General features: G+C 38.1%; 11 protein-coding genes and 1 pseudogene. 2 read left to right on the forward strand and 10 right to left on the reverse strand.

Annotated elements, in window-relative coordinates:
* Positions 1-56: 56 nt before the first annotated feature.
* From FNK51_RS04880 to FNK51_RS04900, 5 genes are all read right to left on the reverse strand, one after another.
* Positions 57-410, reverse strand: coding sequence for a YxeA family protein (locus FNK51_RS04880; RefSeq protein ID WP_141992608.1), 354 nt, complete (start codon positions 408-410; stop codon positions 57-59).
* Between the two features lie 5 nt (positions 411-415).
* Complete coding sequence (locus tag FNK51_RS04885) at positions 416-2,335, reverse strand: ABC transporter permease (protein ID WP_141992609.1); 1,920 nt, start codon at positions 2,333-2,335, stop codon at positions 416-418.
* Positions 2,322-3,089 carry an ABC transporter ATP-binding protein gene (locus FNK51_RS04890; RefSeq protein ID WP_141992610.1) on the reverse strand — a complete coding sequence of 256 codons (768 nt, stop codon included), beginning with the start codon at positions 3,087-3,089 and terminating at the stop codon, positions 2,322-2,324. Before FNK51_RS04890 ends, FNK51_RS04885 begins: the two co-directional genes overlap by 14 nt.
* Before the next feature lie 178 nt (positions 3,090-3,267).
* Positions 3,268-3,558, reverse strand: coding sequence for a DUF3817 domain-containing protein (locus tag FNK51_RS04895; RefSeq protein ID WP_034305497.1), 291 nt, complete (start codon positions 3,556-3,558; stop codon positions 3,268-3,270).
* A gap of 212 nt (positions 3,559-3,770) precedes the next feature.
* Positions 3,771-4,835 carry a C45 family autoproteolytic acyltransferase/hydrolase gene (locus FNK51_RS04900; RefSeq protein ID WP_141992611.1) on the reverse strand — a complete coding sequence of 355 codons (1,065 nt, stop codon included), beginning with the start codon at positions 4,833-4,835 and terminating at the stop codon, positions 3,771-3,773.
* A gap of 327 nt (positions 4,836-5,162) precedes the next feature.
* Between FNK51_RS04900 and FNK51_RS04905 the strand changes: the two genes are divergently transcribed.
* Both FNK51_RS04905 and FNK51_RS04910 read left to right on the forward strand, forming a co-directional pair.
* Complete coding sequence (locus FNK51_RS04905; RefSeq protein ID WP_141992612.1) at positions 5,163-5,348, forward strand: hypothetical protein; 186 nt, start codon at positions 5,163-5,165, stop codon at positions 5,346-5,348.
* A 119-nt stretch (positions 5,349-5,467) separates the two neighbouring features.
* Positions 5,468-6,859 (forward strand): hypothetical protein, encoded by a 1,392-nt coding sequence (locus tag FNK51_RS04910; protein WP_141992613.1) that lies wholly within the window; start codon positions 5,468-5,470, stop codon positions 6,857-6,859.
* A 643-nt stretch (positions 6,860-7,502) separates the two neighbouring features.
* Here FNK51_RS04910 and FNK51_RS04915 read toward each other — a convergent pair.
* The 5 genes and pseudogenes from FNK51_RS04915 to FNK51_RS04930 form a co-directional block, all read right to left on the reverse strand.
* On the reverse strand, positions 7,503-8,234 hold the full coding sequence (locus FNK51_RS04915) for a thioesterase II family protein (RefSeq protein WP_141992614.1): 732 nt from the start codon (positions 8,232-8,234) through the stop codon (positions 7,503-7,505).
* A 19-nt stretch (positions 8,235-8,253) separates the two neighbouring features.
* Positions 8,254-9,885, reverse strand: a complete 1,632-nt coding sequence (locus tag FNK51_RS27720; RefSeq protein ID WP_483296111.1) for a thioester reductase domain-containing protein — start codon at positions 9,883-9,885, stop codon at positions 8,254-8,256.
* Positions 9,874-11,157, reverse strand: a pseudogene (locus FNK51_RS27725) (amino acid adenylation domain-containing protein); the annotation flags it as partial. The pseudogene FNK51_RS27725 and the gene FNK51_RS27720, both read right to left, overlap by 12 nt.
* On the reverse strand, positions 11,154-18,839 hold the full coding sequence (locus FNK51_RS04925) for a non-ribosomal peptide synthetase (protein ID WP_181762185.1): 7,686 nt from the start codon (positions 18,837-18,839) through the stop codon (positions 11,154-11,156). The gene FNK51_RS04925 and the pseudogene FNK51_RS27725, both read right to left, overlap by 4 nt.
* 79 nt (positions 18,840-18,918) lie before the next feature.
* The gene (locus FNK51_RS04930) at positions 18,919-23,637 is read right to left on the reverse strand and encodes a non-ribosomal peptide synthetase (protein ID WP_141992617.1); all 4,719 of its coding nucleotides are present in this window, start codon (positions 23,635-23,637) and stop codon (positions 18,919-18,921) included.
* Positions 23,638-23,640 lie beyond the last annotated feature (3 nt).

The following is a 23,640-nucleotide window of genomic DNA, read 5'->3' on the forward strand; positions in this document are numbered from 1 at the left end:
ATTTTTCTTGCAGAGAAAGGGCTGTCCATAATTTACAGACAGCCCTTCTTTCCTATTTATTTTGTTTGTGCCTTTTTTGGAATGTCTTCGAATTTCACTTCATCAAATGACGAAACTTCATCACCATTTTTTACGTACATCTTTAAGTAAGCATCTTTTCGAAGATTTTTTTGTGCCGTGAATTCAAGCGGTAACGTTTCACCATCTGCATTTTTGGCGTCAAGTTTATAAGAATAGTAAGTCATCACTGAACCATCATCCAGTTTGGTTTCATGTTGTACCCCATCCTCTGTAATTTGCAAATAATAATTGTCGGCATTCATGCGGTTAAAGTCGATTTTAGTAAGAGCGAAGACTCCTGCCGCTCCCAGTATAAACAAAATGCCAACTACCATAAGAAATTTCTTCATTTCGATCATCCTTCTGTTTTATTATTTTGTATGATAATACGATTGTAGGAAGCTGCCGTTAAGATATAATACAGACCGTAAATAACCGTATAAGCGATCATCCAGATCAACACAGGTTTTGCAAGATTCATCATCAATAAGCCCGAGAAGGCTTTTAAAGCAACCGCACTGTGTAATAACCCCACTGCCAGTGGAACGAAAAAGATTACAAGCACTTGTGATGCAATGGATTTCCGCATTTCCTTTGCGTTAACGCCCATTTTATGAAGCATATTGTATTGTGATTTATCTTCCTCTGCTTCCGTTAGAACTTTAAAGTAAATGATACTGCCTGTTGCCGCTAAAAAAACCAGGCCAAGAAAACTTCCGATAAAGAGCAATGAGCCTACACCTTCGATGCTTGTTTGGAAATCTTGAGGGGCACTGGAAAATAGCGCTTCTTCAGGCACTTGTTTTGCAATTTTTTCAGATAAATCCGTGGAAGCTTGATCAACACCGATGACACGATATTTTAGCGCTTCCAATTCTTTTTGCAATAATTTAAATTGATCATTCGATACGACCACTGCAATGCCTGCAGTTCCGGCATTTAGTACTGTTTGTGTTTTAAAGCTTTGGAATGTGATTGCCGTGTTGTTTTCTGTCCTGATGGTCTTGTCCTTGTATTCAGGTGAGAATCTTTTGTCATATCCAATATCTAAAATGACTGCTTTGCCATTATTCACATGCAGTGCTTCCTTGCCTTGCACTTCTGCTAATTTGTTATATGTTCTTTCATCGATTATCGTGTAAATCCTTTTATCCGAGCTATCGAATGCCGATCCCTTATTCAATTCTTTCGTATTAAATGTGACAGATAGTGCTTCGACATTTTCATCATACTTTGTATTTGGCAATACAGCGCTGACTTGATGATCGCTTTTTGCATCCGTTTGCTGATACATGAAGGTATTCGGATCAACGGTCATAACTTGGTCATTCGCGTTGTAATAAAGACCATAAACCGCACCGCCAGCCGTTACCGTAGTAGCACTTAACACCGCAATTACGGTCAATGTACGTGCATTCCCCCGAATGCGATATAGCAGTTGCGAGATCGTCATCATATGCAGGCCTTTCCAAAGCCATTTTTCATTTTTCTTAATCACGGCCAACACAAAGCCTGTAACGCTATGAAACAATAAAAACGTACCGGCAATAACCGTTGTCAAAATGATAAGTGCCGTCATTAAAAAGCCGACCTTTTCCCACACTTTAGAAGTAAAAAGATCTTGCATCGCCAACCAATAACCCATGACAATCAGGGAAACTCCCAGAATGGCTACAATCATCGATGGCTTCGGAGCCGCTTCCCCTTTTTTCGATGCATGGAAGAGATCAATTAGTTTAAATTGATAAATTAAACGATAGCCCTGGACTGATGTCACCAAGAAAATAATAAGAAATACGATAGAGGTGTTCAAAGCTGCAGATCCCGAAAATGTAAATGGTGCCATGACATCATAGCCCATTAAATAGATCAAAATCGTCATGAACCCTTTTGAACAAAGAAATCCAAGTAAAATCCCCACAACCAATGAAACCAAACCTAGCAATAGGTTTTCAAAGAAGAGCATAAAACCAATCTGACGATTACGTACGCCAAGCAATGCATACAATGCCACTTCTTTTTTACGTTTTTTCATAAAGAATGAATTGGAATAGGCAATAAAAATGGCAACGAAGAAAATTAGGATGACTGCCGCACCACTCATCAATGAATCTAATTTCTGTGATGAAGCCGTTTGTTCTGCAATTGTATCGCTATATTTTAATGTTACAAACGTGAAGTAGATGATAATGCTAAATACCATGGATGCGATATATAAAAAATATTGGGAGAGGTTTCGAGCAATATTTTTTCTCGCTAGACTAAATAACGTCATCTACCTCACCTCCAATTGTTGCAAGGACATCCATAATTTCTTGGAAGAAAGCTTTACGTGATTGGCCACGACGATAAATTTCTGCTGAAAGCGTACCATCCTTGATGAAAATGATCCGCCGGCAGAAGCTTGCGGCATATGCATCATGTGTCACCAACATGATGGTGGAATGATTTTTTTCATTTAGTTCACTTAAGCTTTCCAGCAGGCCAGTTGCTGATTTTGAATCAAGTGCACCTGTTGGCTCATCAGCCAGGATCAATGCAGGCTCTGTCACAAGCGCTCTGGCTGCAGCTGTTCTTTGCTTTTGCCCACCGGAGATTTGGTATGGGTATTTAGTTAATAAATCTTCAATCCCAAATACTTTAGCAATACGATTCACCAAGTTAGTAATTTCTTTCGCTGGAACTTTCGCAATCGCCAGTGGTAATAATATATTTTCCTTCACAGTCAATGAGTCTAGCAAATTGTAATCCTGGAAGATGAAACCAAGATTATCACGTCTGAAATCCGTTAAGTCAGCACCTTTCATATCGTGAATGCTCGTATCATTCATAAAAATTTTCCCTTCAGTCGGCGAATCAATGGTTGCCAACATATTGAGCAACGTCGATTTACCTGCTCCAGAAGGTCCCATGATCCCTACAAACTCCCCTTCATGAATGTCAAAAGATATATTTTCCAACGCTGTGTAGGCAGCGCTTGATTTACCATATGTTTTTTTTATATTTTCCACTTTTAATAATGGTTCCATTTGTTTCACCTCTTCAGTATTGTTGATACTTATACTTTACATGCTCATTCTTACAGCATCTTTGTGCCAACCTTACAGCAAGCTTAAATCCATAAAAAAAACGCCTTCCATTTAAATGGAAAGACGTTTTTTTTGGATTTTTCAAAAGGAAAAGTATTAGGGCATGGATCTTTATCATTTAACTTTGCTTCAATAGCCTGCGGTCGATTACAAAATTCCCAAATGGGATGAATGAAACGATGAAAATCATAGCCATTTTTAAAAAGGACCATTTTGATATGATGCTCACATAAAGTAATAAAAGCCCAAACACGACAAATAAGAAACCATGGATGCTTCCTAAAATGAGTGTTGCTTCCCCAATATCCAATATGTACTTAATGGGCATACCAATGGCAAGCAATAGAACATATGAGATTCCCTCAATTATTGTAATAAACCGAAACCATCCAATAGCTGTAGAAAACATTCGCACATCCCCTTATTCATTGTACAAGTATGGCACAAACAGACTTCCAGCTTCTTGTCCCCCATCCAAAATGTGTTCCTCTATCATATTATATTACTGGCAGATCCTCTAATAAATAGTACCAGATTTTCCTAAAAATAGAACAACAAAAGAAGCCCAATCCAAGGATTGGGCCTTTTAACAATGTAAGGTTTAAATTTACTTCAATACGTTCAATTCCGAAACCAATTCGCTCCCTCATCCATATGCACGAAGGGAATATCCGTATCAATAACACCTTTGATTCGTTCTAATTCAACATTTTCCCCTTCAAGCCATTTCGCAAAATCTATTGAAGTCGGCTCCTGGTTCCCTCCCAAGGCAATCCAAGCTTTCATCTCCTTAGGTAAATAAGCGGAAGTATGAATCGTTCCCGCCCAGCTGCTATATAAATCCGAGAAGACACCTTGATTGGTATCATTAAACAACCTGTAAGCATCGTAGGCAGATGAAAGTCTCCCTTCATGATCTTGGATGATCTCCAATCGGCGTTTCGAATCGATAAGATGGTTACGGTTCTCATTTTTCATGATTTCAAAGTGATTGGTACAGGCATTTGACGTGCGCACCTCTACATTTCTCGGAGAGGTTTCAACGATATAGGTACTCCCGCTTTTATCATAGACGACGTAAGTGAAGGAATGACGATGCGGGATTTCCTTCAACATCGCGACCGCTTCTTGTACGTTCGCACAAGATTCAACAATCAGTCTGCCAATCATGCAGCAAATGAAACCATCACCAGGGTTCTTGCGATTCATGAAATTATAGCCTATCACCAGACCCTTTTCATTCATTCCATCCATTCGACCAGTCCCTCGCTGACTCGGGCCGATGCTTGAATACCCTTGATCGGTTGGCTGGAATAAGACATAGCGTCCTTCATAGGTCTTTGGGTGGTAATCATAATTGCGAATGAGATAATCATCGCCAGTCATGATGGAGCAGCCCGACCGAACATAATCCAATCGGTATCCACCGAACTCTTGCAGCACGCGGTCAATTGGCCATTTCAACGCTTCTTGCAACCCCAGTAATTCTTCCCAAACTCCAGGGGCGAATTGTGTAATTGCTTTCTTGACCTCTTCTTCCTCAACCGTAAACCGCGGCTGCCTAATCTTCCACTGATCTTCACGATTTTTTACCGTTAGTGAATCTTTTAATTTCTCACCTTGCATGTATCCAAACTCATAATGTGTACCCCGAAATTGTATGACATCACTATATATTTGCTTCACGGCTTATCCCTCATTTACAGTAGTTGCTATTCAAATTAAGGATACTTGAAGTATTGTTGAAAATAAAGAAGATAAACCTTCAAAATTTACGAAACAACTCACTTGGCCTTTTCTGCTCCCCGTTGTTTACGGTTCGTTAACTGGCTTGGCATGTTTATAGCTTACAAAAGAATCTTTTCAATTAAAGGCCATCTCTGGACTTTAAATTAGATTAAACAAAATTGACCATACTTATTTATATTTAACTTTTATATAAGGAGCACCTACACCATATGCAGTATTGAAATAATACGTATTTATAATCTTTCCAGTAGGATTTTTTACTACGTGTTTAAATCTCTTGATAAAGAACCATCAGACGGGTCTGAATACAAAGATTCGGTTAAGAATATGTTTCCTAGCAAATATTCAAAAAAGGCAATGAAAGATACAGGAGATGCTAGTGATTTAAAAGCAGAACTGCAGAAGAAGGTTAAAGAATGGGTAACCTCCTTCGGAATTACTGCTTCTTAAACTCGATATTTACAGCATAAGTTGAAAATAAGATAAGCCTTTAAAATTTTTGAAACAACTCACCACCCCATATCTCCCTCATAATCTGTAAATAGGCACATTTATGAGGGGGACGGATCATGGAGATGGAATTAACGGCACTCCATTGGATTTATGTTGTATTTATTGCATTGATAATCGGGTTTATGGTAAAACGTCGTGATACTACCCTCATCTGCATAATTGGGATTTTCCTTTTGGCTTTAGTGGCTACAGGCAGTTTAGCCTCATCCGTAAGCGGGATATTCAACAGCTTCATTTTCGCAATTACGGAATTAATGTCCACGATTTTAATCATTTCAATCATCGTTGCCATGAGCACGGTTTTAACGAGGTCCGGCATTAATGATGTCATGATTGCACCGTTTGCGAAATTCATTAAGAATCCTACACTTGCCTTTTGGGTAATTGGAATCGTCATGATGATAATCTCCTGGTTCTTCTGGCCATCACCTGCCGTTGCCTTACTTGGGGCGGTTCTGCTTCCCGTTGCCTTACGGGCTGGTTTACCTGCTCTTGGCGTGGCGATGGCGATGAACCTTTTTGGTCACGGAATAGCATTATCAGGGGATTTCATCATTCAAGCTGCTCCTAAACTAACGGGGGATGCCGCTTCCATACCAGTCGGTGATGTCATCGCTGCGAGCATTCCCCTTGTCATTACAATGGGGGTCGTCACCACCATCTCCGCCTTTATCCTTTTAAAGCGGGATATGAAGCTTGGAAGAATCAAGGCTGCGGATAATGAGGGAATCATCCCAGATCAGACAATTAGTGAAGATCTGCTCACACTGGGACAAAAGAAGTTTTTTGCCGTTTTCATTCCGATTGCCTTTCTGTTGGATGTTGTGGCATTGTCGGTTTTGAAGTTGCAAGGCGGAGATGCCACGGCGTTGGTTGGCGGTACAGCCGTTTTCATTTTGCTGATTTTATCCCTTGTCGCACATAAACAGCAAGGACTTGAAAAATCAACGGCCTATTTGATTCAGGGTTTTCAATTTGGCTTCAAAGTATTCGGACCTGTGATTCCAATCGCCGCATTCTTCTATTTAGGTGATTCTGGATTCAATCAGATCATCGGTGACTACTTACCAAAAACATCACTTGGCATCGTCAATGACCTCGGTGCCGCCTTAGCGGCCTCCGTTCCTTTAACGAAAGAAATAGCCGCCGTCACATTAACGGGAATCGGTGCCATCACTGGCTTGGATGGATCGGGCTTCTCAGGCATTTCTTTAGCCGGATCTGTCGCCAAACTATTTGGAACGGCAATCGGAAGCGGAACCGCCACCTTGACTGCACTCGGGCAAATAACCGCGATTTGGGTTGGCGGAGGTACCCTGATTCCATGGGCATTGATACCAGCCGCTGCAATATGTAACGTCAGTCCCTTTGAACTTGCCCGCCGGAATCTGCTTCCGGTAACCATTGGTTTGGCAGTCACTACGATAGTCGCGATGTTTCTCATTTAATCGATCTGCATCGACGTTTGTCGACTCTGAAGCACGGAACGGCCTCTCAATTTCCATTCCCATATTTAAAAAGAGGTTCGGTTAGTCTCACCCCGAACCCTGAAAATGACTTGGTCATCCTTCATGTTTTTTTACTTTTTTATATGGAGTGATTGAAGAAATTTACGACACTCCTGCCGAATAACTGGCTAGCCGAGTCCCCACAGACGTTTACTTTGACGAGGCTTGGCAGACAGTCGGCGAAAAGGTAGCGGATTTATGAAATCAACTGGAACTTTTTTAATTTTTCTAAGTTAAGGTGATTGGAATGGAAGGTGCGAGACTCCTGCGGGAATAGCGCGTCTAGAGGAGACCCCGCAGGCGCAAGCCGAGGAGGCTCCCGGACCGCCCGCGGAAAGCGAGTGCCTGGAGTGGAAATCAACGTCCAAATTCTAAAACCAATAAAAAACTGTAGATATACTCGATTTTCATTGAGTCTATCTACAGTATCAAAGGACTGAATAAATCAGTCCTTTTTAGATGAAGATCGGGTTTCATGCTTATCCAAGCGGATAATTCCAAACTCACATTATATTAAATTTTTTTGACTTCTGAAACTAATTGGCGGAACAAATTTCGGTTGTATTCAAGACAGTCCGCAACCTTAAATCAGAACTTCACAACGACTATTGAGTAAATACTCTTGAATGATTTTTAAAACGATAGACTGGTTTTGCTTTATATAGAAATGATCACCCTTTAATATATGCAATCCTTCAATATGTGCAATGTATTCATTCCAGCTTTCGATACTTTCCTTCGTCACGGTATCATCCGAGCCCAATAGCAAAACGGCTTTATTTCCCACCTTTTTATCGCGTTTTTTTTCATGGTGATAGTTGGCTAAAACATTCAAGTCCGACTGGATTATCGGAAGGAATATATTCATGAAATCTTCGGTTTCTAGGAGTTCCTTGTTCGTTCCCCCGATTTTTTCAAGCGATCGTTTTAAATGTTTTGCATTAGAGCAATCGATTTGGTCTACTTTATAATTTGGAGACGATTTACTTGAAATGAATATATGCTCTACTTTTTTAGCATTTCTCTCTTCTAATTTTGCTGCAATTTCAAAGGCTACGATCGCACCCATGCTATGTCCAAACAAAGAGATGCTTCCCAGTGTATCCATTTGATGCTTCGTTTCCATTTCTTTCATTAATATATCCGTCAAATCCGCCATATGGTCACACAATGGTTCACTATATTTACTGCCATGTCCTGGGTATTCCAGCGGGATTACCTCTATCACATCATTATCAAATTTCCATTCTCTATAAAAAGATGCACTTCCCCCGGCATAAGGGAAACAAAAAAGTGTCTTCTTCAGCCCTTCCATCCCCCTTCTCCATGATCGATTATTTCAGCATGAACTTCATAAAGCTTTCAACATACCCTGAATCGATTTCCGGCATTTTCATTGATAGCAATTCCATTTCCTCCTTGGTTTTGGATTGCAGGATTTCCGACTCTTTTAATTTTGTTGATTCATCAATTAACTGGGACAAAGCACTTAATGAATGAATCTCGTTAGATTGTGTCTTTTCTTTTAATGATTGTAACCATTCTTCCAAATCCATGTTGGAGTAAGGTATTTCATTTTTTTCGAAGAAGGCGGTCACGAATTCACTTGAAACCCTCTGATCATTGAACATATGATAGATCCCGAGCTTCTGATTCTCATTCAATCTTGATATTTTGTAAATGAACTCACTTACAAAGTCGACTGGCATCAATTCAAAATGAATTTCCTCTTTAAATGGCAATATCCTTTGTTCAATAAATGATTCAAAAACCTTGTACAACATATCCTTCTCGTTCCAAACCCCGTTTGAATTAGATGAAATCCTGCCTAATCGGAAAATATCGATTGTCAGTCCATGTTCCCTTGCTTGAAGAAGCAATTTCTCGGCAACCCATTTGGACTGGCTGTACCCGATCATTAAATCGGGGGAGTAAACCAATTCGTCTTCCTCGTCCCATTTCCTTTCGCCGGTCAAGACAGAAAGCGTTGAGGCATAATGAATGTTTTTCCGAGTGTATGATGAAGCAAACTTAATGATTTCCACTACACCATTCACATTCGAAATCTTTGATTTGCTATATGGCTCGAAGAAATTCGTTTCGGCACCGACATGATACACATGAGAAACATCATTGCTTATTTTCTCATATGTCATATCATCCAAACCAAATTGATGTTTACTAAGATCCCCTTCAATTACAACGATTCTACTTACGAAATCATCCTGCCAAAGACCGTATTTCATTAAGGTATCTTTCAATCTATTTCTTGAAGGAAATCTAACCAAACAATAGATTTTGACATCCTCCAATTCCAGTAACAATTTATTTAATAGATGTGCCCCTAAAAACCCTGTTCCACCTGTAATCATCATATTTTTTTCAATTTCAACTGGTTTAGTGGATATTTCCCTTATTTTCTCCATCAACGCTGGAGCGAGCATGGAATCCTTCTCCATCACTGCTTCCATGCTGCCAGCTGATTCGGCTTCAAGTGCCTCAACAAATTTATTGACTGTGTTATTTTCCAATAATATTTGTAAAGTGGCCTCAGGAAGTACGGTTTCCTTCATTACATAGACCAGTTTTGTAGCTAAAATGGAATGGCCTCCATTTTCAAAGAAGTTGTCGTCCAATCCTAGACTTGGATTTCCTAATACATTTCTCCAAATCTCCAATACTTCTTTTTTCTTTCCAGTTTCTTGATTGGCTAAGGCAGTTTTATTTTGCATGATATCCATTTCCAATAATTTGTCTTTATCCACTTTACCGTTGGCATTAAGCGGGAACTCATCTACCCTGACAAAAAAATGGGGAATCATATAATTCGGCAATTCATTGCTCAGATAATCTTTAATATCCTTTTCAGCGTTTTCCGCTTTTTCATCTTTATGTTTGTAATAAGCGATAACATAATTCTCATCATTGATGTTTTTAACAGCAACTACTGAACTTTCAATCTTCATGTATTTATCAAGCTTTTCCTGAATTTCATTCAGTTCAATTCTAAAGCCGCGAATTTTCACTTGACTGTCTTTTCGGCCTTTGTACAGAATTTCACCATTGTGTAACCGGACGCCATGATCACCTGTTTTGTACCACTTCGCCTGATTCAAATCATTCATGAGCAAAGCTTGTTCCGTTAATTGCGGCTGATTTAGATAGCCTCTCATGACCCCTTGACCGCCAATGTAGATCTCGCCTATTTCCCCATCCTCTACCTCTACTTGTTCTTCAGATAGAATCTTGATTTCTACATTGCTCAATGGCTTTCCAATGGGAATAACATCTGCATCTTTGTCTTCGACCTCATGGCAAATGGCAAAAGTCGTGCATTCAGTTGGTCCATACCCATTAATCAAGGAAAAATGACCGATTGTTTGCTTCAATCTTCTCACATGGGAAACCGAGATTTTATCTCCGCCAACCACAATTTTCTTTAATCCCTCAAAAATTAATGGATCCTCATCAACCATTGCATTGAAAAGACCTGTCGTAAAAAAAGCAGCATCCACCTTTCCAATGGATATCGCTTCTTTCCAATCATCAAAAGAAGTGAACTCATTCGACATCAAGAATAAAGTTGCGCCATTCAATAAAGCTCCCCATATCTCAAAAGTTGCGGCGTCAAAGCACGGGTTGGAAAATTGAGCCACTCTATTATTTTCGTTTATTTCAAGTATTTCAGAGTTCAATACTAAATTGACTACACTCTTATGCTCTATCATCACACCTTTCGGCTTTCCAGTCGTTCCTGATGTATAGATAACATACGCGAGACCATTCTCCGAAGAACGGTTAACGGGAATGTGCCCTTCCTTGCTTAATTCATTAATCTCAAATGGAATTGGTTCAATATCCAATTCACAGAGCTTCCCTTCTTGGCCATTAAACGATAAGAAGAAATTCATATCCGTATCTGCAATCATATATTCCAATCTTTTTAATGGGTACTTTTCGTCTATCGGAACATAACAACAGCCTGACTTTATTATCGCAAGCATCCCGATGATCAGTTCAATGGACCTTTTGCTTGGAATCCCGATCATTGTTTCTTCTTGAATCCCCAAATCAATGATCCTTTTAGCAAGATTATCTGAAAGAATATCTAATTCTTTAAAAGTAATTTGCCTGTCATTTTCACAAAGTGCCGCTTTTGACTGATTATCTTCCACGATTTTTATAAAAGCTTCAGTTATTGACATCAATTTATTCGTCGTCATCGATTTACTTATCATCGGGCCCCAACTTTCAAGTGATTTATTAATTTACCAATAGATAGTATTGTTTCATCTTCTGTTAGTTTTAAGAATATTTCCTGCATGGAATCCATAAAACGTAAAATTTCATTTTCATCGAATTTACTTTCTTTATAAATGATTTTATAGTGCAGCTTGGATTGCACTACAGCCGCAGAGAACGTAAGATCAAAATTGGTCGATTCACTTCCAACTGAATTTTCGATCATGATTTGCGAATCCTCTGCCAGTTCTGTGCTCGGATAATTTTCGAATACAAATATATGTTGGAATAATTCCTTATCCCATGGAATTTCAGCGTATCTCTTTATATCCGTAAGTGAACTGAACTCATACTCTCTCATTTGTAATTGCTTGTTTTGAATAGCAGTTAGATAGGATTGTACATCATCATCCCAATCGATTTTCAAAGAGAATGGCAGAGTATTGATCAATAAGCCTACAGCTGATTCAATATGCGGAATGCTGAGGTTCCTTCCTGAGCTTGTCACCCCATAGCATACTGAGTCGCTTTCACTGAGGTAGGATAAAACGATGCTCCAAACTCCTTGAACAACGGTATTAATGGTCTTTCTATGACGCTTGGATAATTCTATTAATCTTTCGGTAAGCTCTTCAGGTAAGCTATACTCAATAACTTTATCCGATGTAAAAGCTACCTTATCCGTTTTATTACTCACTAGTGCTTTTACTTGTTCGAAATCCCTCAATTCTTTATTCCAAAAAGCTGCTTCTTCCTGTTTATTAATATTCCTGACATGATTCATGACTTGTTTATAAGCATTCTTATGTTCATCCCTGTCTTTCGTCGTATTGGATGGGTTTCGGTAATTATCCAAAAAATGATTAATGACAATTTGCAGGCTCCAGCCATCTATTAAAGCATGATGATGTGTCCATATGAATTTATAGCGATGATCCGATAGCTGAATCAAAGTGATGTTCATGAGCGGGCCATTCTCTAAATCCGTTTGTCTGTTTTTGCTATGCTCTAAAAGGTTTTCTAGTTTGGATTCTGACTCGTCTTCACTAAACATCGTTAGATCCACATGATTAAACACATAATAAATGTCATTAAGTATGATTTGATAACGGTCCCCCAATTGATTGCGCCTGAAAACGGATCTTAGAACGTCGTATTTTCTGCAGGTTTCATTCCAGGCTTCTTCTAATTTAACCAAGTCCAGATCACCTACTAAATCAATGGATAGCTGTGAAATATATTCAGGACTTTGGGTTACTTCGCTATGGAATAACATTCCTTCTTGAAGTGATGTCACTGGGTAAATCTCTTCAATGTTATTAAACTTATTAATGAAATGGGTGATCGTGCTTCCATCGACTATTTTCTCAGCTTCAAAATCCGTTTCGACAATAGAGTCATTCAAATCTGCACTTCCACTTAAAATTTTGTTTAAGTGTACTTCAACTTCTTTACATATCATTCGGAAGTTTTCATTGCTGCTATCGCCAATAATATTCAGCATGAGTCTATTGTTTACGATGCTGGCGACAAAATTGAGTTTATATGGAAATTTATAGTTCAAATCGATATTGCTGCTATTGGTTTGTTCCATATCACCAGTGTTATTAAACTGACCTAGATAGTTGTAACTCACAAGGCTATCTGGATAGTTATGATTCCGATTGGAAATATACTTCAGGATTCCAAAGTCAAACCCTTTGTTTGGCACATTTCTTAATATGTTTTTTGTATTTCTCAAGGTTGAGCCCAAAGTCGCCATTCCTTTAATCCTTACTGGATAAATCGAGGTGAACCACCCTACCGTCCTTGATAAATCAATATCATCCTCAATACCCTCTCTTCCATGCCCTTCCAAATCGAGCCAAAATTCATTGATTCCCATTCGATTGGAAAGTGCATGTGCGATAACGGATAATAAAACTTCATCAATCGTCGTTTTATGTTTTCTTAAAGTATTTTTAATGAGGTTTTGAGTTTGGGCCTCATTCACTTGTATTTTATACATGTTTTCAAAATCACACGTTTCTCCTAAGTCTTCCGTTAGCGGAGATACTGGAACATTTATTTCCTTTTCCCAATATTGAACGGCCTCTTCTGATAGGTCAGTGTTCTTGTATTCGTTTAGTTTCTCGGACCATTGTTTATAAGAAGTCGTTTTTAAAGGCAGTGATGGTTCTTGTTCATTCTTTATCTGTTGATAGCACCTTTCGAAATGTTCAAGAAGTATCCTCCACGAAACACCATCAACCACTAGGTGATGAATCACCCAAAAAACCCTTACCTCCCTTTGATCCCTGAATAGAAGGAACTTCATCAAAGGGCCATTGTGTATATTTAAACTTTGTTGGGCGTTTTCTTTTAGCTCATTAATTTCCTTCAAGCTTTTTTCATCTTTAAAACTTGAAACATGATACTCATGAAAACTGCAAGCTGTATCAGCATTTGAAATATTGCCAATATATGAATCACCATGTTTTTCAAATAAAGTCCTTAAAACGTCGTGCTGATCAATTAATTTCATGATGATTTTTTTATATTGTTCAGTCGTCAACGTATTATCCTTCATCAAAACGACTGACTGATTCCAATGATGGATATTCTCATGATTTTCATTAAAAAACCAAGATTGAATAGGCGTCAACGGGACATAACCTGATACCGTTTCTTGAACCACTTGTTTTTGCTCCAGCTCATTTACAATATTCCCTAGCTCACGGACCGTTTGAAATTCAAATAAATCTTTAGGAGTTATAAATAAATCTTTTTCTTTTGCGGCAGAGCATATTTGAATACTGATGATTGAATCACCGCCACATTCAAAAAAGTTATCTTCCGGTCCTATAGTGGGATCGTTTAAAACATTTCTCCAGATTGTCAGCAGCTCTGTTTCAGTTTTGGACAAATCTTGCACATCCAGCACTTTTTCCTTCCTCTCATTCAACTGTTCCGTCCATTTCGGCAGGGATTTCCGATCAACTTTTCCATTCGGCGTCAAAGGAAATTTATCCAGTTGCATAAAATGAGCAGGAATCATGAAAGCAGGCAGTGTATCTTTCAATCGTCTTCTGATTGAATCTATCGAAACCTCATCATTCACCGTATAATAAGCAATTAGCCTTTTATTCTCAAATCCATCTTCCATTACCGTTACATAACTATCCTTGATTTCTGCTATTTTTCGTAATGAAACATTAACCTCCGATAGTTCAACACGGTATCCCCTTATTTTCACTTGATCGTCCGCCCTGCCTATATAAACTAATTCCCCAGCTTTGTTATGCTTAACTAAATCCCCAGTTCTGTATACATTTTCGGCAGGGTTGAATGGATTGGATATGAATCTTTCATTTGTCAGACTCTCATTATTCAAATATCCCCTTGCTAACCCAATTCCTCCAACGTAAAGTTCACCAACTGACCCTGCCGGCACTAGTTTCCGGTTTTCATCCAACACAAGTACGACCGTGTTGGTCAGAGGCTTCCCGATCGAAACAACGAATTCATCTGTAACATCCTCATTCGGGGGAAACATTTTAAAACTTGTACATACCGAATATTCCGTAGGCCCGTAGCCATTGAAAAACGATATATGTTTAAACTTTGAAACGAGCTCAACTGGACATTCAGAACCTGCAGATCCCAACACTTTAATCGTGCTCAATTCAATGATTGGCAGTTCTTTCAATACAGCAGGCGGTAAAATGATATGAGAAATTCCTTCACGCTTAATTTGTTCAACAAGTTTACTCATGTCAAATTGATTTTCTTTATCTACACTTATATGCAGCTCGGCACCGAATAATAGTGTGCTGAAAATCTCTATGACGGATGAATCAAAATTAAACGTAGCGAATTGCAGCACTTTAGCTGATGTATCCAAACACATCATTTCATTTTGGTTATAAACTAAGTTAATGATTCCTCTATGTTCTAACATTACTCCTTTTGGCCTGCCTGTCGTTCCCGAGGTATAAATGACATATGCTAAGTCTCTCTGATCCGCAATGTGAAGATTCGTTTCCAATAACAAATCCGATTCTTTTTCAATATCTTCAAAATATATTATTTTGGATGAGTCAATCAAACCATTCTTTCCGAGTTCTTTGTGACTCAAGCAATAGGAAATGGACGAATCCTTCACCATGTAGCTTAATCGTTCATCAGGATAATGAGGATCCAATGGAACATACGCAGCACCAGCTTTAATTACTGCCAACATCCCTGTCACCATATCAATTGATCGATTCATATAAATTCCGATTCTTTCTTCTTTAGAAATCCCTTTGCTTAGTAAATAGTGTGAGAGTCGATTGCTCTTATCATTCAATTCGCGATATGTAATGGTTCTCGGACCATCAACAATGGCTATCTTATCAGGAAACCGCTCAACAATTTTATGGAAGGCTTCTGGGATTGTGTCATTGATCCCCTCAAAACGAATGGTTTCTCCCTGCCATTCTTCCAATAATACTTTTTCCTGCCTCTTACTCACGACGGATACCTTGTCAATCGATCGTTCAGGCTGATAGGTAATTTTCCTAATCCACTCTAAGAAATTTTCAGCTAATAATTGAATGGTTTGTTCATTGAAGATCCCTGAATTATACTCAAAAGCGAATAAAAGCTTATCCTCATATTCTTCTGCAGCTAAACTCAAATCGAATTTTGCTGCCTTTGATTTTATTACTTCAGGCGTTATCTTTATGTATTCACTTTCAAATGAAGCTTTGGCATTATTTTGTAAAATGAAGACGGTTTGAAATAATGAAGTGCTTGCTAAATTTCTTTCAGGATTAATGACTTCAACAATTTTCTCCAATGTCATTTGCTGATGGTCATAGATGTCGATGATATGGTTTGTATTTCTTTCAAGAATCTCTTCGAATGTTTCCTCAAGTCCCAGCTTTAATCTAAAGGGCAGTGTATTGACAAAATAACCTATCGATTTTTCTGTTCCTTCAATCATTCTATTCGCCAAAGGACTTCCGACGATGATATCGTTTTGACCTGTATATTTTGCTAGAAAAGACTGGTACATCGTTAGCAGTGTCATGAATAATGTCGAGTTTTTTTCAAGGGACATCCGTTTTAAACCTTGGAGCTCTTCACTTGTTAGTTCCACTATGAAACTACTGCCATCGGTGCTATTTTCTTTTGTACGTATCGTATCTAAAGGAAGCTCCAATTTAGGTAATTCCCCAGATAAGTTTGTTTTCCAAAATAGCGATTCTTCTTTAATGTTATGTTCTAGCCAGCTTTTCTGCTCAATGGCAAAATCCTTATATTGTTTAAAGTCGTTTCCAAGGATAAGTTCCTTTTCATTCACTTCACTGTCATAAAAAGATAACCATTCGTCTAAAAATATACTCACTGACCATCCGTCAAATATGAAATGGTGGAGATTCACAAATAAAACAGACTCTTTTTCGCTCAATTTAACCAGTTTCACTGTCATGAGAGGACCTTTTTCCATTTCAAAGATTTCCGATTGGACATCTTCTTCAATTTGCAGCATACGAATCGTTTGCTGTTCGGGCTTTAACGCAGAGAGGTCGATTTCATCTATTTTAATGTACAAATCTTCCTTGATCTCCTGGTAGCCTTTCCCGGCATTTTCACGGACGGTGGTCCTTAAAATCTCATGTCTATTAACGACATGATTTACTGATTTTTCCAGTATTGAAGTATCCACTGCACCAGTAATTTTATATTTCTGAGGGATATTATAATTGATTGTCTTACCATTGAGTTTTTCGTTGAACCACAAAGCCTCTTGGTTACTGGATAAAACATGACCTTTTTGTTGCGCTTCAATGTGCTCAATGTCATGTTCTGAAATTTCATTAATGATGAAGGCCGTCAACGAATCGATTGTTGAATTTTGAAAAATATTTTTCAAGGTTAGAATTTGATTGTATTCTTTGTTTAATTTCGTCAATAACTTCATGGCTAAAATCGAGTGTCCGCCCACTTCAAAAAAATCAGCATCTTTATCGATTTGACTTGTTGATAAGACTTCCAAAAATGTCTTTTCCACAAAAGATGAAACTACTTCCGTTTCATCTTTCGGAGGCGTATTCACTTCCGGAAAGATCTTATGACTTAGCAATTTCAATGTAGGATTTTCAAACAAATCGGCTAATTTCATATTCCCATCAAGTCTTTTATTAATTTTAGATACCAATTTCATGGCTGTTATCGAATGCCCGCCCAATTGAAAGAAATCAGAATCCTCATTAATCTCACTGTTCAAGAAAAACTCTTGCCATATTTCTTTAAGTTCTTGATTAACGGATGTGGATGTGATCGCATGGTCACTTGTTGCTTGATGGTTCTTACTCACATTATTTTTTAGTTTTGAAAAATCAACATCGACATATATTTCGTCAATTTGCTGTACTTTTGTAATTTGATGGGCAATCTGCATGAAGGCTGAATGGATATCATTTACTAGTGAACGCTCTATGAAGCAGGAATTAAAATACAATTTGCATTTAATCGTTTCTTTATTATCCTGGGCTTGTAATGATAATGGAAAGCTATGTGTCTCTTTTCCTCCTTCGATTTCCCAGTTAATATCAAACCCTTCATTTTTCGCTTCCGGATAATTTTCATAAACAAATAAAGTTTCGAAAATCGGATCTTCCTTCTTTAATTTCGTATGCCTTTTAATATCCACTAAAGAAATTTGAGAGTAATCGAGCATATTGTTTAATGTTTCCTGGAACCGTTTCAGTAAATCAGTAATGCTATCTGTATCGTTCATTTCAGCTATCATCGGAATCGTATTAATGAGCAGCCCAACAATTTCTTCGGATTTGAATAAGTTATTCGACCTGCCAGAGCTTACAATTCCAAAGACTATTCTATTTTGATTGGACATTTCCTTTAGGACGATCGACCAAATTAACTGCAATAATACATTAATCGTTACATGGTTTTTAGCGGCAAATCCCCTTAAAAGCTCACTCTGTTTTTTATCCAGCTCCCAAAATAGATCATTCTCCTGCTGGTTTTCCTTCACATGCTTCAGAACGGGGAATGTGATTGTCGGCTGCTCAATATCCTGTGCTAGCTCTTTCCAAAAACGGTTTAGATCTTCCGCATCGATTTTATTCATATACCGGATAAAATCTCCATATTGCTTCGGCTTATCAATAAGCCGTTTGGAGTCTTTTCCTACAATTCGGCTGTAAATAACAAAGAGTTCATAGATGACTATGCTGGTACTCCAGCCATCCAAAATTATATGGTGATGAGTCCAAATCAAGATATACTGATTTTCTTCGATCTTCACTAACTGGAGTTTCATCAAATTGGAGTTATTCACATCCATCTCCTGGGATTTGGATGTCACTCTCTGAATTTCATTTAATTGATCATGTTTACTCAACTCTGTCATATCGATTATTTCTGGTTGATAATCCATTGCATTGAATACAACCTGAACATTGTTTTCGATATTTTTAGAGATGACCTTCATCCTTAATGCTTCATGACGTTCTACAACCTGACTCCACGCCTGGAATAATGCATTTACTTCAAGAGCGCCCGTTATCCTGATTCGCATTTGAGAAATGTAAAGGTTCTCTGCTGTATTGTTCATTTCCAGTTCATAAAGGATTCCTTCTTGAAGCGGAGTTAATGAGTAGATATTCTGAATAGATTTCTCCAATTTTGCGCCTCCCGATTCCATTATCTTCGTGTCATCCATACCTGCCGACTGCAATCATTCTATTAAACCCTTAATCACCTTATTTATTGGAATTCAATATATGAAACAAATCTTCCTCAGTAAGCATCGCATCTGGAAAATCACTTTCTATTAAAGAAGCTTGGTCAAATTCAGTTCCCCTGATTTCCATGACGACATTACCAATAGCTTCTATTATTAAGTTCATCTTTTCTTCAGCTAATTTTGAGATTATTTTTATGAATAGTTTTCCGTCCTGGATCAATGCCAGGAAATGGAGTTTTGGTTTATTTTCAAACTCACCAAAGTCCCTGCTATTGGATGATTCAAATTGGGAGTCCAATCTTCCTAAATAATTAAAAGTAACGTGGATATCCGGCTCCTTAATGACCCCAGGGCGTAAATATTTGATAACGCCATAATCAAAACCTTTATTTGGAATTTCCCTTATAGCATTCTTCGTGTTTTTTAAAGTGTCATCAAACGTCTCTCCTGAATGCAGCAATATCGGATACATCGCAGTAAACCAGCCAACGGTCCGAGTAACATCCATTGTTTCATCCGCCATTTCCCTGCCATGCCCTTCTACTTCCATCCAGAAGTCCTTCACTTCAAAAGACTTTTTCAAACTCTTTGCAATTAATGACAACAATACTTCTTCTACAGTCGCTTTTGATTGCCTTGATAATTCCTGGATCAATATTTCAGTTTCTTCTTCACTGAATGATTTCTCCATCGTTCTTTCTTCTTTAGCTATAAAGTCTTCCGCTATCTTAAAATCTGTTATTTCACTTTTTGTTTTTTGTTCCCAATAACGGAGTGTTTCAGGGTCCATCAACGATTCATTGTATTTTTTCAAGAAGTTTGACCAGTCTTTGAATGAAGAAGTTTTATAAGCAAGCTTCCCTGTTTGATTGTTTAAAGCTTGATCATGGAGAGTATTGAAATCCTCAAGTAAAATTCTCCAGGAAACTGCATCAATCAATAAATGGTGGATTACCCAAAAGAAGCGATACTTGTTTGATTGTTCTTTTAAAACAAGCATTTTCATGATCGGTCCATTACTTATGTCCAATGAACGTTGAGCCTTACTTTCCCATTCATCTCTCACTCTTAATCGCGTTTCCTCATCTAAATGATGGATATCCTTATAGACTAACTCCCATGTTTTGTGTTCTGAGTCTATATTCCCGATATATTTATTGTCATGTTTTTTAAATAGGGTTAACAATCCCTCATGATGTTCCACGATATGAGATAGAATTTTTTCAATGTCCTCCATTTGAGCACAGGAATCTTTACTAAAAACAATGGACTGGTTCCAATGATTGATGGAAGTCGTGTGTTCTGCAAAGAACCATTCTTGGATGGGGGTCAGTTCCACATTCCCTCTAGTGGCTATAGGTTGAATCATGACCTTATTTTCGGTTTTCGCGATCGCTGCCAGCTCTGCTACCGTTTGATTTTCAAAAATAGATTTTGGACTGATGATTATATTTTCCTGCCTTGCTAGAGAACATATTTGAATGCTCTGAATGGAATCGCCGCCAAGTTCAAAAAAGTTATCTCGGATACTTATGTCATCCAACCCTAAGACAGTCTTAAAAATCCGAAGAAGCACTTTCTCATTGACCGTCTCAGGTTCTTCCACTGTATTGCTTCTAGTTACGGGTACCGGAAGAAGCGCTGAATCAATTTTCCCATTTGCATTTAACGGAAATTTGTCCACTTGCATAAAGAATGAAGGAATCATGTAACTTGGTAATCTCTCTTTTAAAAATGCTTTTAAGTGGTCATGATCAACTTGTTGTTTGGATGTGAAATAAGCGATTATTTGTTTATTTAAGTTTGGCTGATCCTGAATCTTAATGAATGAGTCACTTACTTGCGGATACGCATTGAGATTGACCGAAATCTCATCAACTTCCACTCGGAAACCTCTTATTTTTACTTGATTATCTTTACGCCCCAGAAAAATCAACTCACCATCGCTCGTGAATTTTGCAAGGTCGCCGCTGCGATATAAACGCTTTCCAGATTTAAAAGGATGTTCAATGAACTTTTCTTTTGTTAAATCATCATTATTCACATAGCCAACAGCTAACCCTTCACCACCTATATATATTTCCCCTGCGGCACCTATCGGGACAAGTCTTTGCTCCGGACTTAGTAAATAGACGTCAGTATTCAGGATAGGTTTGCCTATCGATACTTTATTATTAGCAGTCTCATTGTTTTCGAATGCTTTAAACATTTCAATCGTGGTCCATACTGAATATTCCGTTGGACCGTAGGCATTATAAAAGTTTATATTTCGATAGCGATCCAGCAAAGCTATTGGACATTCAGATCCGGCTGAACCAACGAATTTCACATCAGATCCCTCTATATTGAGCTCTTGCAAAACTGCAGGCGGCAATACTAGGTGGGTTAACTTTTCACTTTTGATTTGATATTCCAACGCGAATAAATCAAACATTTCCTCCTTATTATTCCCGATATGCAGCTCTGCACCATTTAATAAGCTTCCAAAAATCTCATAGATAGAAGCGTCAAAATTAAAAGTTGCAAATTGTAATACCCTAGAGGTCTCAACAAGTTGTAAGTACTTGTTTTGACTTTTTATTAAATTCACTACTCCTCTATGGGATAACATGACACCTTTAGGTTTTCCTGTCGTTCCCGAAGTATAAATTATGTAAGCCAGGTCGGAAGGTGCAATCGATTCGTTACAGCACTCGGTATCCACGTAATGGACGGATTCAAGATTAATCACTTTAGCTATTTTTTTTATGGCTGGAACCTCAACTTGATTCGTAATGCATATATCCATTTTCGAATCATTAATGATATATTCCAATCTTTCAGCTGGCAGCATAGGATCAAGCGGAACATATGCACATCCGGCTTTAATGATTCCCAACATGCCTATCACCATATCAATCGATCTGTTTACATGCAGCCCCACCTTATTGGAGCCATTTTCGATATTATTCCTAAGCAATTTCGCAATCACATTTGATCGTTGATCTAATTCCGAATAGGTAATGGACTTACCATTATCAGCAACGGCTAATTTCTTTGAATGCTTCTTAACGATTCTTTCGAATATGGAGGTGATCGTCTCATTTTGATGTGCATTCGAAACCTCACCTTGCCACTCAAATAACAATTGATTCATTTGATTGTCATCTAAATGCTCCAAATGACGTATAGGTTTATTTGCATTTCTGCAAATTTGGAATAACCATTTTTCAAAACTCAACATGAGTCTTTCAATTGTTTCCCGTCTGAAAAGTTCATCGGAATACTCAAACTCTAGGATTAGGTTATGGGAACCTTTTACTTTTATTGTCAGGTCATAATTTGAATAAGGAATTTCGAATTTGTCTTGTTCAAGAGTGAAGAATGAATTGCTAAAGTTCCCATCAAAGCTTTCTTCCATTGCCAATGCTGTTTGGAACAATGGGGAATGGCTGAGATCCCTGTCCGGATTAATGATTTCAACGATTTTTTCAAATGGAAAGGCCTGATGTTCCAATACATCCAAAATCACTTTACGATTTCGGTTCAATATTTCATGAAATGATTCTGTGGCATCCACGGTCAGCTTCAATGGCAGAGTATTGACAAAACATCCAACTGTCCTGGCAAATTCTAGCTGGCCGCGGTTTGCCACGGTACTCCCGACAATGATTTGATTCTTCCCGGTATATTGACTTAAAAACACTTGATAGGCGGTCATCATAAAAGCATATAAAGTCGTGCCATTCTCCTTTAAAATCCTGTCTATCAATACACGGAGTTCACCCGTTATCGCCATTTCCATTCTTCCACCTGAGTATGAAGGTGATTTTGGACGTTGAAAGTCAAATGGAAGTTCCAATGCTTCTTCCTCTTGATCTAAATAACTTTCCCAAAACCTCCTTTGGCTTGGCGTACTTTCCTTGACCCACTCCTTATGCCAGACAGCATAATCTAAATATTGCATGTCCAGAGGAGGAATATCCCCAACCTTGCCCGTTTGAATTCTTTCATAAATCTCCATTAACTCTTCGAAAAAGGTGACAAACGATACTCCATCAAAAATGATATGGTGAAAATTGCATACTAAATAATGTTTTTCTTCGTCAATTCGAAATAGTTTCATATTAAATAAATGATCATTTTCCAGGTCGAAACATCTTTCCATTTCTTCAGTAAGATGGGAGGTGACCATTATATTACTGACTTCGGGATCTACTTCCCGACAGTCTTCATAGGCAATTATGTTTCTGCTTTTTTTTGATAAGAATTGAAGGATTTGATGTTCTTCACCTTTGAAATTGGTTCGCAAAGTTTCATGGCGTTCAATCATGAAATCTAATGCCTGTTGCAGGTCATCAATGTCCACTACTCCATTTAAAATGAATTTAAATGGCATATTATAGAGCATTTTCCTTTCATTCAGGCTGTCAAACAGATACATTCGATCTTGATTATGAGATAGCATCCCTTCACTTTTCCCACGTTTATAAGGCTGATTTACCTCGACTTCCCTCATGCTGATAAGCATGTCCAGAAAACTTGCCAGCTTTTCTATATTCCATTGACTTGAAATGATTTCCGGTGTTAATTGAATACCAAACTCCCGTTTTATCGAAGACAAGAACTCATCTTTTTTTTCATTTGTGCTTAGTGATTCATTCATGTCCTCCATTAGTGATATTTCAAAAGGTTCGATAACAACTGAAATCAAGTTTAATAGCCTATCTTCCGTTTCACTGATTATCCTGTTCATAGA

It is taken from the genome of Bacillus sp. B4EP4a (assembly GCF_006680105.1).
GTDB classification, from domain to species: domain Bacteria; phylum Bacillota; class Bacilli; order Bacillales; family DSM-1321; genus Peribacillus; species Peribacillus simplex_E.